12 protein-coding genes are annotated in these 15,016 nt (G+C 45.3%); 7 read left to right on the plus strand and 5 right to left on the minus strand.

The window, feature by feature from the left end; all coding sequences use genetic code 11:
- Positions 1-12 precede the first annotated feature (12 nt).
- Together ZYMOP_RS00225 and ZYMOP_RS00230 are read left to right on the plus strand one after the other, a co-directional pair.
- Positions 13-1,650 (plus strand): GMC family oxidoreductase, encoded by a 1,638-nt coding sequence (locus tag ZYMOP_RS00225; protein ID WP_013933349.1) that lies wholly within the window; start codon positions 13-15, stop codon positions 1,648-1,650.
- On the plus strand, positions 1,643-3,097 hold the full coding sequence (locus ZYMOP_RS00230) for a cytochrome c (RefSeq protein ID WP_013933350.1): 1,455 nt from the start codon (positions 1,643-1,645) through the stop codon (positions 3,095-3,097). Before ZYMOP_RS00225 ends, ZYMOP_RS00230 begins: the two co-directional genes overlap by 8 nt.
- A 21-nt stretch (positions 3,098-3,118) precedes the next feature.
- Here ZYMOP_RS00230 and ZYMOP_RS00235 read toward each other — a convergent pair whose 3' ends face one another.
- The gene (locus tag ZYMOP_RS00235) at positions 3,119-4,243 is read right to left on the minus strand and encodes a LacI family DNA-binding transcriptional regulator (RefSeq protein WP_013933351.1); all 1,125 of its coding nucleotides are present in this window, start codon (positions 4,241-4,243) and stop codon (positions 3,119-3,121) included.
- 548 nt (positions 4,244-4,791) lie between these two features.
- Between ZYMOP_RS00235 and ZYMOP_RS00240 the strand changes: the two genes are divergently transcribed.
- The 3 genes from ZYMOP_RS00240 (at position 4,792) to mltG (ending at position 7,510) form a co-directional block, all read left to right on the plus strand.
- The gene (locus ZYMOP_RS00240) at positions 4,792-5,028 is read left to right on the plus strand and encodes an acyl carrier protein (protein ID WP_013933352.1); all 237 of its coding nucleotides are present in this window, start codon (positions 4,792-4,794) and stop codon (positions 5,026-5,028) included.
- Between the two features lie 194 nt (positions 5,029-5,222).
- On the plus strand, positions 5,223-6,485 hold the full coding sequence (gene fabF / locus ZYMOP_RS00245) for a beta-ketoacyl-ACP synthase II (RefSeq protein ID WP_013933353.1): 1,263 nt from the start codon (positions 5,223-5,225) through the stop codon (positions 6,483-6,485).
- A 5-nt stretch (positions 6,486-6,490) separates the two neighbouring features.
- Complete coding sequence (gene mltG, locus ZYMOP_RS00250; protein ID WP_049778853.1) at positions 6,491-7,510, plus strand: endolytic transglycosylase MltG; 1,020 nt, start codon at positions 6,491-6,493, stop codon at positions 7,508-7,510.
- 56 nt (positions 7,511-7,566) lie between these two features.
- Here mltG and ZYMOP_RS00255 read toward each other — a convergent pair whose 3' ends face one another.
- Positions 7,567-7,812, minus strand: coding sequence for a hypothetical protein (locus tag ZYMOP_RS00255; RefSeq protein ID WP_013933355.1), 246 nt, complete (start codon positions 7,810-7,812; stop codon positions 7,567-7,569).
- A 54-nt stretch (positions 7,813-7,866) separates the two neighbouring features.
- Positions 7,867-9,105 carry a threonine ammonia-lyase gene (locus ZYMOP_RS00260; RefSeq protein WP_013933356.1) on the minus strand — a complete coding sequence of 413 codons (1,239 nt, stop codon included), beginning with the start codon at positions 9,103-9,105 and terminating at the stop codon, positions 7,867-7,869.
- 348 nt (positions 9,106-9,453) lie between these two features.
- On the opposite strand from ZYMOP_RS00260, the gene ZYMOP_RS00265 reads away from it, so the two are divergent.
- Complete coding sequence (locus tag ZYMOP_RS00265; RefSeq protein ID WP_013933357.1) at positions 9,454-11,103, plus strand: amidohydrolase; 1,650 nt, start codon at positions 9,454-9,456, stop codon at positions 11,101-11,103.
- Positions 11,104-11,209: 106 nt separating this feature from the next.
- Here ZYMOP_RS00265 and astD read toward each other — a convergent pair whose 3' ends face one another.
- On the minus strand, positions 11,210-12,649 hold the full coding sequence (gene astD, locus ZYMOP_RS00270) for a succinylglutamate-semialdehyde dehydrogenase (protein WP_049778854.1): 1,440 nt from the start codon (positions 12,647-12,649) through the stop codon (positions 11,210-11,212).
- 252 nt (positions 12,650-12,901) lie between these two features.
- Here astD and cobA point away from each other — a divergent pair, with 252 nt between their 5' ends.
- Complete coding sequence (gene cobA / locus ZYMOP_RS00275; RefSeq protein WP_013933359.1) at positions 12,902-13,714, plus strand: uroporphyrinogen-III C-methyltransferase; 813 nt, start codon at positions 12,902-12,904, stop codon at positions 13,712-13,714.
- 56 nt (positions 13,715-13,770) lie between these two features.
- Here cobA and spt read toward each other — a convergent pair whose 3' ends face one another.
- The gene (gene spt / locus ZYMOP_RS00280) at positions 13,771-14,973 is read right to left on the minus strand and encodes a serine palmitoyltransferase (RefSeq protein WP_013933360.1); all 1,203 of its coding nucleotides are present in this window, start codon (positions 14,971-14,973) and stop codon (positions 13,771-13,773) included.
- Between the last annotated feature and the right edge of the window lie 43 nt (positions 14,974-15,016).

The following is a 15,016-nucleotide window of genomic DNA, read 5'->3' on the forward strand; positions in this document are numbered from 1 at the left end:
AGGAGTATAGCGATGGGTCAGAATCAAACCCTTTCTGCTGACATTATTATTGTTGGCTCTGGCGTATCTGGTAGCAGTATTGCCAAGACATTAGCCGAAACGGGGGCTTCCGTCCTCGTTTTAGAAGCTGGACCTCGCGTTGAACGGCAGCGTATTCTCGATAACTGTCGTAATGTCGTCAACAAAAACAAATATGACGAACCTTACCCGCCTACTGCATGGTCAATGCATCCGCCAGATCAGAACAGACCTAATCGTTACCTACACACAACGGGTCCCGATGCCGAAGCCTATCAGCAAAGCTATTTACGTATTCTTGGCGGAACAACATGGCATTGGTCAGCCTGTGCATGGCGTTATCTTCCCTCTGATTTTGAACTTCGCAGTCGTTATGGAGTAGGGCGAGACTGGGCGCTGACCTATGATGATTTAGAGCCATTTTATTATCAGGCCGAAAAGATGATGGGTGTTTGTGGCCCAGATCCCAAAGTAGAGGATTTAGGATCTCCACGAAAAAATCCCTATCCAATGGAAGCGCTGCCGCTTTCTTATGCCGCCGAACAATTCAAAAAGTTAATTGATACCCATACCCCTTATCGGGTGGTGCATGAACCACAGGCACGAAATACAAAACGGTATGACAACCGGCCTACCTGTGAAGGTAATAATAATTGTATGCCGCTCTGTCCGATCGGAGCCATGTATAATGGCATTCACACCGTTATTCATGCCGAAGCTGCTGGTGCACGTTTTATTGATAATGCGGTGGTCTATAAAATAGAAACCGACCCTTCCAATAAACGGATAACTGCGGTTCATTATTATGACCCTAATAAAGAATCTTATCGGGTGACAGGTAAAATATTTGTCATTGCTGCCCATTGTATTGAATCCGCGAAACTTTTGTTGCTCTCTGCAGATGACAAGAACCCTAATGGTATTGCGAATAGCTCTGATCAGGTGGGGCGTAATATGATGGATCATACTGGTGTTCAGGTCACTTTTATGAGTGGTAATGAATCACTTTGGTGTGGTCGTGGCCCCTTGGAAACGAATGTAATTGACAGTTTTCGGGACGGCCCTTGGCGTAATGAACGGGGCGCATCGCTGGTTCATATGGTGGATGATAACCAAATTGATCTGGCAACAGCCCTAGCGATTGATAAAGGCTATGTCGGCAAAGAACTTGAAAATGAAATCCGCTATGGTGCAGCTCATTTAGTACGATTATTCAGCCATAATGAAGGCTTGCCTGATCCTGATAATCGTTTGACTTTAAGTAAAACGCATAAAGATATTCTGGGAATTCCGCATCCCGAAATTTATTATAAGCTACCGGATTATACTGTGCGTAGCTGTGATCAATCCCGTGCTTTATTTAAAGAAATAATGGGATTAATGAAAGGATCAGACCCCCGTTGGACGCCGGGTTATTTTCCCCAAGATCATCCGTCAGGTAGCACTATTATGGGGCATGATCCCAAAAATTCGGTCGTAGATGGTCACAACCGAACACATGATCATGAAAATCTGTTCATTGCCAGCTCAGGGGTTTTTGCGTCGATGGGAACGGGTAATATAACCTTAACCGTGGCGGCTTTGGCGTTAAGGGTAGCTTCTACGCTAAAAAGCGATATTTATCATGGCTGATTTTTCCTTTAAATTGCGCAGTAATCTTTCCCAAAAAATTTTCTTGGGAAGTGGTTTGGCACTCGTATTTTGTGCCCCTTTATGGGCAGAAAACCGAACAGCCTATAATCTAGAACTTATTCAAAAAGGTCAGTATTTAGCAACGGCCGCCGATTGCATGGCATGCCATACCTCACCCAACAGTAGGCCTTTTTCAGGAGGCGTTACGATAGTCTCCCCTATGGGGAATATTATATCGACGAATATTACCCCCGATGCGGATACAGGGATCGGACATTATAGCGAGGCTGATTTTAGCCGCGCTTTACGTCAAGGTATTCGGAAAGACGGTAGCCATCTTTACCCTGCTATGCCCTATACGGCTTATGCAAAGCTTAGTGATGGCGATATTCATGCACTTTATCGCTATTTTATGCAGGGTGTGGCCCCTGTTTTTCATAAAAATAACAAGACTAGATTAACATTTCCCTTCAATGTCCGGGCTTTGATGATGGGGTGGAATATCTTGTTCTTGTCGGATAAGCCTTCCAAAATCGATTTTGATCATCTGCAAGGTCTAGATAAAGGGCGTTATCTGGCTGATACGCTTGAACATTGCGGCACTTGTCATTCGCCCCGTAACATTTTTATGGCAGAAAAGAAAAAGGCTTACCTAGGAGGAAGCCCCTTAAGCGGGTGGTATGCCCCTAATATCACGGCCAGCTTTAATAGCGGTATCGGTCGCTGGCGAGAGGAAGAGCTTTTCCAATATTTAAAGACGGGTAGCTTACCGGGGAAAGCGCGTGCCGCGGATGGTATGGGGGAAGCTGTTACCAATAGCCTAAGCAAGTTAAGTGATAGCGACCTTCATGCCTTGGCGGCTTATATCAAACAGGTTCCGCCTTTAGAAAATAATAAGACAGCCCTTCGCCCTCGGGATCAGTATGGTGAGGAGAAGGATAGTATAGATATCAGAACGGGGAAAACTGAAATCGTCGGTCAAACGCCCCCACTGAATGGGCAAGCACTTTATAGTAACAATTGTGCTAGTTGCCATGGCGAAAATGGTGGCGGCTCCCCTGATCAGCATATCCCGTCTTTATATAACAATACGACGACCGGTGCCGAGCGTCCCGATAATTTGGTGATGACTATTTTGAACGGCGTTCAGCGTAAAACAAACGGGTATGAAGTTTTTATGCCTTCTTTTGGTAAGGCGTCCATGGTGCAATCTCTTTCGGATGAAGAAATTGCCCGTCTCGCTAATTACGTGACGGGCAGCTTCGGAAGCGGAGATCACCATTTGACAGCAGCCAATATCAAGACAGCGCGTCAAGGGGGCGAAAAACCGTTTTTGATGCGCTATCTATATTCCCTGATGCTCGGTGGCATTCTCCTTGTCATAGCTTTCTTGGCGCTCTTTTTCAGAATCTATAGAAAAAATAAGGAGAAAAAAGCGATCCACTGATGAAGCAGATAAAAATAAGGGCTACCCTAATTTACTATGCGCATAAGGGGGAAGGGGCGGCGGCCCGGCGGATTCACGAATAATCAGGGCATGATCTAATTCGACCGTTCGGGTTTCTTCCGTATTCCAGCCATGTTCCAGCAAGTTTAGAATAATATCGGTCGCCGTATAGGCCATCGCCGAGATAGGTTGCCGCATGGTTGTAATACGGGGCCAGACAATAGATGCCAACTGACTGTCATCAAAACCGACAACGGATAATTCTCTCGGTACAGAAATACCATGTTCATGGGCAGCCTGAACAATACCGGCAGCCATATCATCATTGGAAGAAAAGACAGCCGTAGGCCGCGGATTAAGGGCAAAAAGTTTACGGGCAGCGGCAAGACCACTGGTAAACCGAAAATCACCGGCCACGACCAAATCGGGATCAAAAGGAATGCCCGCACTTTTTAAAGCATAGCAATAGCCTTCAAAGCGCGCACTACTGGCCGGATGGATAGGATCGCCCCGAATAAAGGCAATCCGCTGATGCCCCAACCCGATAAGATAACGGGTCATTTCCCGAGCTGCGATCATATCTTTAATGATGATGCGGGGTGAACCGGCACGGGCTTCAGTGCCAGCAACCCTTACATAGGGTACACCACTTTGGTCTAACTCTTCCATCAGCTCTGGATCATTCGACATGGGCGGTGTTAAAATGACCCCGGCCAATCCCGAACTACGAATAATAGCAATCATCTTACCGTGAAATTCTTTGAAATTTTCTACCGGAAACATGAGTAGGCGATAAGATTCACCCCGAAGTCGATCCAAAGCACCGGTCTGAACATTAATGGCATAATTGGGACTAGGATTTTCATAAAACAGGCCAATCATATAAGATTGACGTCCCGCCAGACTACGTGCCGCCATATTAGGATGGTAATTGAGTTTATGTGCGGCCTGTAAAACACGTTCACGCATTTCAGGACGAACATTGGGTTCATTATTTAAAACACGCGATACCGTCTTAATAGAAGCACCGGACATCGCCGCGACGTCTCGAATAGTAACCGTTGGAACCAGCTTACGTAATTCTGCGGAAGTAGCTTTAGTGTTCGCAGGTGATTGATCGTTGTTACTCGGGGGAAGGTAAGTCATAATAAATTATCCTTGCATACCGTAACTTGCTTCCCAAGTGGGATATGCTGATAAGAAATAACAATATTTCATATTTTGGGCTGAATAATACAGTATTTGAGAGGCTTTAGGAAAAGCCTATCGCTACTCTTTTCATGTCTGTATTGATCTATAGCATTATTTATATTTAAATTTTAGCTTTTGGCGAGAGATAAAATTAATCGAAAGAAAAGAATACTACGCTATCGCAGTTTTTGCTCATTTTCTGTATGGCAGCCAAGAGATTGGTTCTGGCGATTCATGATAGCTTGTCTATAGACAGGAACACTAATATAGCCATTCCTGATCTTCAAAATAGAATAAAGCTTATCTCCCCTCTTGCCAACCCAGCTACTGCCCAGCTAGGGGCATGGCGTTCGATGGAGCCGCTTATAAGCTTGTCTTTGTTTTCTTTCGGTCTGAATTTTAGATAAAAGAGGCAATAGACGGTTTACCTGTGTTTCGAATTTTACGGATTGCCTTGATTTCAGAAAATTTAAGGCACCGACATAATAGTGAAAGGTTACGAAATGAGTGATACTGCAGAGCGTATCAAGAAAATTGTTGTTGAACATCTTGGTGTAGAGCCAGATAAAGTTGTAGAAACGGCAAGTTTTCTTGATGATTTGGGCGCTGATAGCCTCGACATCATTGAATTGGTTATGGCATTTGAAGAAGAATTCGGTGTCGAAATCCCTGATGATGCCGTAGAGAAAATCGGGACGGTCAAAGATGCCGTTTCTTACATTGATGAGCATAAAGCCTGATCAAATTGAAAGCAGGATCGGTAAAATATAAATCCGATCCTGCCTTTACATCTATTTATATTCTATTAGCTTTTGCGGCTGCCTTCTATTAAGGCATAAAGTCTAAGTATTTTAACTTTTTACCTTAAACAATTGAAGGAGGGGTGTCATGCGGCATAATGCTGGAGGCGTTCTGCCAAGGGGAGAAAAGTAACATGCGTCGCGTAGTCGTTACCGGCCTCGGAATGGTGACTTCACTTGGAGGCGATGTTGAAACAACCTGGGCCAATATTTTGGCTTCACGTTCGGGTGCCGGACGTATCACACGTTTCGATCCGGAAGGTTATGCCTGCACCGTTGCCTGTGAAGTAAAACCAGCCGATCATGAATATGGTTTTGATGCCACAAAACGCGTTGACAGTAAAACGATAAGACAGGTCGAACCTTTTATTGTTTATGGTATCGATGCTGCCGGTCAGGCTTTGGAAGATGCTGGCCTTATCGATATGAGCGAAGAAGAAAAGCTGAATACCGGCCTTTCTATCGGCGCAGGTATCGGTGGTTTACCGCGCATCGAAAAAGAATCTATCATTTGTAAGGAAAAAGGGCCACGGCGCGTTTCCCCGCATTTTGTCCATGCAAGCCTTATTAATTTGATTTCTGGACAGGTTTCTATCCGCTATGGCTTGAAAGGGCCTAACCATGCGGTTGTTACTGCCTGTTCTTCTGGATGTCATTCTATTGGCGATGCCAGCTGGATGATCCGCATGGGATATGCCGATGTCATGGTTGCCGGTGGTTCGGAAGCGGCTGTTTGCCCACTCGGTATTGCCGGATTTTCTCAGGCTCATGCCCTTTCAACCGGCCATAACGATACACCGGAAAAAGCTTCCCGCCCTTATGATAAAGGCCGCGACGGTTTTGTAATGGGTGAAGGCGCAGGTATCATTATTCTGGAAGAATATGAGCATGCCAAAGCTCGGGGTGCCAAAATTTACGGCGAGATCATCGGTTATGGTATGACGGGTGATGCGTATCATGTGACGGCCCCGCATCCAGAAGGCGATGGCGCGTATCGTTCCATGAAAATGGCTCTCGAACGGGCTAATCTGACGCCTGCTGATATTGACTATGTTAATGCCCATGGAACCTCGACGCCGATGGGTGACGAAATCGAAGCTAATGCTGTTCGTCGACTTTTTGGTAAAGATATTGCTGGCATGTCGATGAGTTCAACCAAATCAGCGATTGGCCATCTTTTAGGCGGTGCTGGCGCCGTTGAAACGATTTTCTGTTTGTTGGCGATGCGGGATCAAATTGCTCCGCCGACGATCAATCTTGAAAATCCGAGTGAAGGGCTCGAAGGCTTTGATCTAGTGCCGAATGTGCCTAAAAAACGTGAAATCAAGGCTGTACTTAATAATAGTTTCGGCTTTGGTGGAACCAATTCAAGTCTTATCTTCAAAGCGGTAGACTAAATCTTATGATGCGCCTCTTTAAATGGCGTAACAGAACAAGGAAAAGCCAAAATTCTGATGCTAACCGCTGGTTGGATCGGCTTGTGGTCTTTGTCTTTCTGTCTGCTATGTTTCTGGGAGGGCTGGGCTTTTATCATGTTTTTGTTGCCCCCAATGAAAAACAGTTGGTTGTAACAATAACTGATGGCAGCTCTCTTGGAAAAGCGGCGCATCTTTTAAAACAGGCGGGCGCTATCCGCTCTGAAGAAGCCTTTTTATGGCTGGTACACAGTAAAAATAAATTTACGCTGAAGGCAGGCGATTATCAAATCGAGCCTAGAACCTCCCTCAACCACCTTGTCACATTGTTAGAGCATGGCCCTAATATCCGTCATATTTTTATTGTGCCGGAAGGCATGGCTTCTTTAGAAGTACATGATCGCTTAATGGCAGAGCCCAGCCTTGTCGGGGACATTCCCGTCCCAGCAGAAGGTAGCTTGTTACCCGATGGATATGCCTTTGTTCCCGGTGAGAAACGGGCCTTGGTCGTTGCACGCATGGAAGCGGCTATGACAAAAATGCTCCATCAATTATGGATAAAAAAAGCACCCGATATAGGGGTGAAAATCCCTGAACAAGCGGTGATATTGGCCTCCATTGTAGAAAAAGAAACGGCTTTACCGGAAGAACGCCCTATCGTCGCAGGGGTGTACTATAATCGTTTGCAAAAAAATATGCGGTTACAGGCTGATCCCACTATTATTTATCCGATAACGCATGGTTATCCCTTGGGGCACCCTATTTTACGTTCAGAGCTCATGGCTCAGAATAGCTATAACACCTATCAGATAAAAGGCTTGCCCAGCGGCCCGATAACCAATCCCAGCCGCAGTTCTTTGATGGCGGTTTTGCATCCCGCCAAGACCGAAGCCTTATATTTCGTTGCCAATGGCAAGGGGGGACATATATTTTCAAATAATCTTGAAGAGCAATCACAGCATGTTCGTGATTATCATAATCGGCAACAGCAGAAGACCTCTTCATAAAAAAGCGCTGTAGGCTAGACAGCGCCTTTTCATAAAATTTTAAAATGACTTATGCTTTATTGTACGGCATTTTTCGCTTTTATAACCCGTGCTGCAAGGCGACTGATTGGGCGTTTCTCTTTAAGATGAAGTCGGTCGGCTAAACGCGCAGAAGCGGCCCCCAGCATGAAACCACCGGCGGCGGCCAATCCCGGAATCAAGGTAGTGGTGGCAATCGCCGTCACTATGGCTTGCCGCCGTTTTTTTGCCAGACGATGGGCTGCGAAAGAAGCGGCACTTCCTAATATAAGCATTTTACCCATAAAGCGTAAATCCTTTACTCTGGCCAGATCACGGCTGGCTCATTTGTTTATTATTTATGCGGGTTCAACAACTGTTACGCCATAACCTACGTCACGTAACGCGGCAATTAACCGATCAAGATGGGCCTGATCTCGCGTTTCACATTCAATATCCGCACAAAGACCTTTTGCGGGCAATGTCGTGAAGATCCGCTGATGTGAAACTTCCATAATATTGACCTGCTGGTCATGAAAGACCTTAGCCACTTTATAAAGTTGACCCGCCTGATCTTTCATCCGCACTCTAAGACGAGCTAAACGACCGGAACGGGCTAAATCACGTAACAGCACATTGGCCAGTAACCGCGTATCAATATTACCACCGGAAAAGATGATCCCGACTTGTCTGCCCTGAAAGCGTTCAGGATGCGATAAAACAGCCCCTAAACAGGCAGCACCCGCCCCCTCAACAATCGTTTTTTCAATTTGAACAATCAAAGATAACGCATGTTCAAGGTCAGTTTCATTCACCAATAAGAGATCATCGACCAACATTTTAACAAAACGTCGAGTGATAGTTCCCGGTACCTGAACCGCTATACCCTCTGCCAGGGTATCACCACCGCACGGTAAATTTTTACCTTTGATATAGTTATACATGGAAGGATAAAGTTCAGCTTCAGCTCCCAAGACATCAAGGGGTCGATCCATATTTTTGGCAACGGTCGCGCAACCGGAAATGAGACCTCCGCCCCCAACAGGGACGACCAAAGTATCAATAGCGGGGGCATCTTCCAGCATTTCCAAGGCGACGGTACCTTGACCTGCGATGATAGCCGGATCATTAAACGGATGAACAAAAGTTAAGTCATCTTGTTCTGCCAATTTTAACGCATGGGCCAGCGATTCATCAAATTGTTCGCCATAAAGAACAATTTTAGCCCCATGACCGCGCGTTTGTTCGACCTTTACGGTCGGGGTGTGTTCCGGCATGACAATGGTAACAGGAATATCAAGCCGATTACCATGATACGCTAACCCTTGTGCATGATTACCTGCCGAGGCAGCGATAACCCCTCGTTCTCTCGATTTTTGATCAAGGGATAATAATTTATTAAGCGCACCCCGTTCTTTATAAGAAGCGGTAAACTGAAGATTTTCGAATTTCAGCCAAATGCCCGCACCCGTTAAGTCTGATAGCGTGCGACTATAGAGCGTCGGCGTTCTGACAATAGCATTTTTAATACGCTTATGAGCCTGTTTAACATCATCAAGCGAAACCGGAAGAGTTTCTGGATTATCCAAGCTTACCATGCTTTATCCCGCATTTTCAGCAATAGCGAGAAATTATCGCTATTGCCTTTTAATCTAAAATAGATGTTATCCGTTTATACCCCTACCTGTGAAAAAAATAGGGTTCATCATGTTATAGCAGAGGGGCTTTCTATTGCTGAAGAAATCTTGTTACGTATACTGATCGGAATTTCCATCCAATGATAGAAATCCTAGCGTAAAATAAAGATAGAAAGCAAGCAACAGCGCCCCAATAAAAGTTGTTGCCTTTCGGGCTTACCTATCCTTTTAAGAAGTTATTGGTTAATGGCTTCTCTTCACATCTTATCATGATCAGACAATAACGGATAAACTTGGGAGAAATATGCGTTGAAAATAGTAAAAACGCTCGCATTTGTAGCCAGTATATCCGCTTTTTATGCTTTTCCTCTCAAAGCTGATGGTCTGATCGATCACATTAACGGTATAACCCTCGATACCAAAGGTAACCTCCATCGTTTTACTAGCCTTTTAATTGGCCGTGATGGTAAGGTAGTAAAATTACTAAACAAGAATGACAAAAAACCGAGTGACGTTGATTTCTATCTTAATGGTAAAGATCAAACGTTAATACCGGGGTTTGTGGATGGGCATACCCATGTCATGGCATTAGGGGAGCGGGGCATAGCCCTTGATCTTTCCGATACAGAATCTCTTCAACAAGCTCAGGACAAAATGCGCCATTTTGCAGAAGAGCATCCTACCGCACGTTGGATTCTAGGCGGGGGCTGGAATGAAGAAAAATGGCATCTAGGGCGTCAGCCGCAAGCCAGCGATATTGATAAAGCGATCAATGATCGACCCGTCTGGTTGTTGCGATCAGATGGCCATGTGGGTTTAGCCAACAGTCTTGCGCTTGATGCGGCGCATATTACGAACCAAACGGCGGCGCTCATTAAAGAAGGTCATGTTGGTTATACCACCAATCATCGGCTTTCAGGCTTATTGACCGATCAGGCTATGACTTTGGTTGCGCGCGTCATTCCCCCTTTACAACCGGTTGATCGGGATGCCGCTTTTACCAAAGCCCAACAAATATTTTTTAGCCGTGGCATCACAACGGCCACCGACATGGGAACGTCGATTGATGACTGGAATGTCATGCGCCGCATGGGCGATCTCGGACATCTGCGCCTTCGGATAAGGGCTTATGCTGATGGCCTTGATCCTTTATTATCTATTGCCGGAAAATATCCAACCCTCCAGTTATATAATGGCCGCCTTTCCATGGGGGGGGTAAATTTTTCAATGGATGGCAGTGTAGCATCCTATGGGGCATGGTTGAAACAAGACTATGCCGATACTGTAGGACGACATGGAATAGATACTGTTAATGACGCTAAATTGCGTAACTTAATGAGCCGCGCTGCGATGGATGGTTTTCAGGTTGCAGTTCATGCAGCGGGCGATGCCGCCAACGATCAATTATTAAATGCAATTGATGAACTATCGCAAAGCTATACCGGCGATCGGCGCTGGCGCGTGGAAGATGCCACAGTGATCGACATCGCCGAGATCAACCGTTACTCGAAATATGATCTTGTAGTCTCTATGCAGCCCGCCAATTACTTTTCAGATAAAACGACCATTAGCACCCGTTTAGGAACGAGCCGAATGCAAAATGGCAGTGTAGAAGCTTGGAAAAATTTAGCGGATCATGATGTCCATTTGGCCTTTGGAGAAGATTTTCCAGCCACAGAAACTACGCCTTTTATGACAATTGCCGATATTTTAAACCGTCACGATGATAAAGGCAGCCCTGAACAGCCCCTGAAAAAAGAAGCCGCCTTTTCCGCTTACAGTATTGATGCCGCCTATGCCGCTTTTTCTGAAAAGCAGATAGGTCAGCTTATGCCGGGATATTACGCGGATTTTATTCTGATAGATCGCGATCCTTTTGTCGTCGATACAGAATCCCTACGCCATACCCGCATATTGGAAACTTGGGTCGCCGGTCAACAGGTATGGTCGCAGGATTAATCAGCGTTTCAAAAGAGGCGTCGGAAATCTTTTTTGTAAAAGTTTTCCTTTAAAGGATTCACTTTAAACGAACGATTATGAGCGTATCGCTTTTTATTGCCGAACATCACTTTAAACCGACCGTTATTTGCGTATCGGCTTTTCCGCTTTCTGTTGACGTTACCGGATAGGAACAATAATCGGCGGCAAAATAAGCACTTGGACGATGATTGCCAGATAAACCAATGCCACCAAACGGTGCTGTTGAAGGTGCGCCATTGGTTGGGCGATTCCAATTGATAATGCCGGCTTTGGCTTCTTCCCAAAAGCGCACAAAATGCTCTTCATTATCATCTATAAGCGCCGCCGAAAGACCAAAGCGTGTATTATTGGCCTCTTCTATCGCGGCGTCAAAATTATTGACCCGAATAATCTGGAGAACAGGACCAAAAATCTCTTCATCCGGACGGTCTGTGCTCTGTGTCATATCAATAAGCGCAGGGGTTAAGAACGGTTTTTCAGGGTCTATTCGCTGTAAAGGCCGAATAACCTTACCCCCTTTTTCTAGCCGATTCTTGTAGGCTTTTTCGATATGGTCGGCGGCTTCATTATCAATCACACATCCCATAAAAGGCTTAGGCTCGGCATAGGGTTGATCAATAATAAGACGATCTATCAACTGGCAAATAGCCTGAATAATAGGTTCCGCTTTATCCTCACGAATAATCAGACGGCGCGCACAAGTGCAACGTTGGCCTGCCGATAAATAGGCGGATTGAACTGCAATGGCAGCGGCCGATTCAATATCTTGGGTATCCCAAATTATAAGCGGATTATTGCCCCCCATTTCCAAAGCCAAAATTCGCCCTGGGGTTTCTGCAAAAATCCGGCTTAAGGCAACACCACCATGGGAAGAACCGGTAAATAATAGCCCATCAATATCTTTATGCTGGCTTAAAATTTCGCCTTCTTTTCGCCCGCCGATAACCAACTGCACAACATCCGAAGGTACAGCCGCTTCATGATAACATTGTACCAAGAATTCACCCGAAGCCGGCGTTTTTTCAGAAGGTTTAAAAATAACCACATTACCGGCGAGAATTGCTGGAATAATGTGGCCATTGGGTAGATGTGCCGGAAAATTGAAAGGCCCCAACACCACCAAAACACCATGAGGCTTGTAACGCACCGTGCTTTTTATATCGGGTGTAATTGCCGGAAGATTTTGGGTTGATGTCCTGTCTTTATAAGCCGCAATTGAAATAGCGACTTTACTGGCTACTATTTGGGCTTCTGTTCGGGCTTCCCAAAAAGGTTTGCCCGTTTCTCTGGCTATAATGTCACCAAAAATATCGGCTTTTTCTTGAACGATTTCTGCGAATCGTTCTAAAATATGAATACGTTCTTCAAGTGTGGTTTTAGACCATGCCTTCAAGGCAAGACGCGCCTTTTGAACAGTAGGCTCTATAGTACCGATCGGTCCCCTCCACAAAACACGTCCGGTTGCTGGCTCTTTAGAAATTATTTCATGCACAGTGTTGGTTTCCTTCCCCAGATAAAACCACATTCAATATCTTTGTAACGCCTTTTTAAAAAAGAACAGCTTAAAACGAAGCTTGTTCAGGCTATCGTAAACAAAAAAAACGGACAGTTAAAAATTGCTCTGCCCTGTTTTAGAACAAACTAATATAAAAGAGAGGATGGTTGTCTTTCAGACTAAAAATTTTCCAATCATTCATCCTTTGTCTAAAGTTTATCTAGGATAGTGAAAACAAGGGATGGTTTGTAAAAAGGTCAAAAAGACAGGCAAAAGATTATTATGACTAGCTTGCTTGATCCTGAAGCTCGGGGACGGGTTATCCTCGTAGGCGCAGGCCCCGGAAATCCGGAGCTTTTAACTTTGCGGGCTGTCGATGTTCTTCGACAAGCTGATGTTGTCGTTTATGATGAAGAGGTCGACGCTCGTATTTTATCCTACGCCCCGAAAACAGCCCAATGTATTGCGGTTTCATCTTCGCAAAAGGAAGGTAAGAATAACCGCAACCCCTTATCGCAGGGGGAAATCAATGCTCTTGTTATCGCCCATGTAAGAACGGGTTCTATCGTGGTTCGTTTAAAAGGCGGCGATCCCTTTGTCTTTGGGCGAGGGGGAGAAGAAGTTGAAGCCGTAAGGGCGGCGGGTATGCCAATAGAAGTTGTCCCGGGTGTTTCCGCGGCACTGGGCTGCGCTGCGGATGCCATGCTGCCGTTAACTCATCGTAATTTATCAGATGTGGTTAGCTTTGTTGCCACTTCTGAAAATGGCAATGCCCCTACTGTTAACTGGAAAGGTCTCGCTGGCCCGGGGCATACTCTGGTTGTCTATATGGATGTGAAAAAGGCACAGCATACCGCTAATTGTTTGATCAATGATGGGGTCGATCCCCATATGCCGATTGCCATTATTGAACGGGGAACTTGGGCAGACAGTAAGGTTATCCGTTCTGTACTTACAGAACTCGAAAACGCTATTCAGTCCGAAAAAATTATTGGCCCGGCTATTTTAATTGTCGGGGAAGTGGCCTTGTTAGCCGATGCCAAAGATCTTCTGGAAAAAGGCGCTGCTCATCCCGCAATGATGGTTGGATTATAAAAAATATGTCCGGTCAGAAAATCTGGCCGGACATAATCTTTGTCACCTTGATTTTTTTATGCCAAGACGCCGGTTTGCTTTCCCGCTTCTTTGAACATAGCCAGAATATCAGTGACTTGATCATCGCTATGTTCCGCACAAAGTGAACAACGCAGTAAAAACATCCCTGCCGGAGTAGCGGGCGGGCGTGCCAAATTGACGTAAAGGCCAAGCTCTAACAAGGCTTGCCACATCGCAACCGCTTGTTCCTGATCCGGTAAAATAATAGCGATAATTGCTGACTGGGCGGTTTCGGTCCCCAGTTTAAAGCCCATTTCTTTTAAGCCGCTATGCAACCGATGGGAATTTTTCCAAAGATGTTCACGCTTATGTTGGGATTTTTGCAATTTGCGAATAGAGGTCGCCGCCGTTGCGACAACGCTGGGCGGTAGCGAAGCCGTAAAGACATAGGGCCGACAAACCAAGCGTAACACTTCAAATTTAGGATGATTGGAAACGCAAAATCCACCAACGGTGCCCACCGATTTAGAGAAGGTACCGACAATAAAATCAATTTGCCCGTCTAATCCTAATTCTTCGAAAACACCGCGACCATTTTTCCCGAAAAATCCCATGCCATGGGCTTCATCATCAAGAATAACCGCATTATGCCGTTTGGCGATTTCTACCATCTCTTTCAATGGGGCAATATCACCCAACATCGAATAGACGCCTTCTAAAACAACTAACTTACCGGCATCTTTGGGAAGCCGTCCGAGTCGCCGGTCTAAATCTTCTGGAGAATTATGACGAAAACGGATGATTTCTGCATTACCCAATCGGCAACCATCATAAATGGAGGCATGACTATCGGCATCAATAATAACATATTCATCTTTACCTGCTAATGTAGAAATCATTCCCAGATTAGCTTGGTATCCCGTGGAAAAAACCATAGCATGTTCAGTGCCATAGAAATCTTTTAATGCGTCTTCACAAGCCTTGTGCCCTTGATAAGTGCCATTTAATACGCGAGAGCCTGTCGTCCCAGCCCCAAATTGTTGTAAGGCCTCAATTCCGGATTGAATGACATCGGGATCAAATGTCATCCCCATATAGTTATAGGTGCCAAGCAGGATAACCGGCTTGCCTTTGATGATAGCTTTTGTAGGCGATAAGACCTTTTCCATAACGACGGAAAAAGGGTCTCGACCGCCATGGCTTAACATTTCTGTACGGATAGCAATTAGCGGTTCAAATTTTGAAAAAAGATCAGTCACCTATTACACACTTTCAGTTCATAGCTATTTATAAGAAACGCTC

Origin of the sequence: Zymomonas mobilis subsp. pomaceae ATCC 29192 (assembly GCF_000218875.1) — a bacterium.
Classification (GTDB): Bacteria; Pseudomonadota; Alphaproteobacteria; order Sphingomonadales; family Sphingomonadaceae; genus Zymomonas; species Zymomonas pomaceae.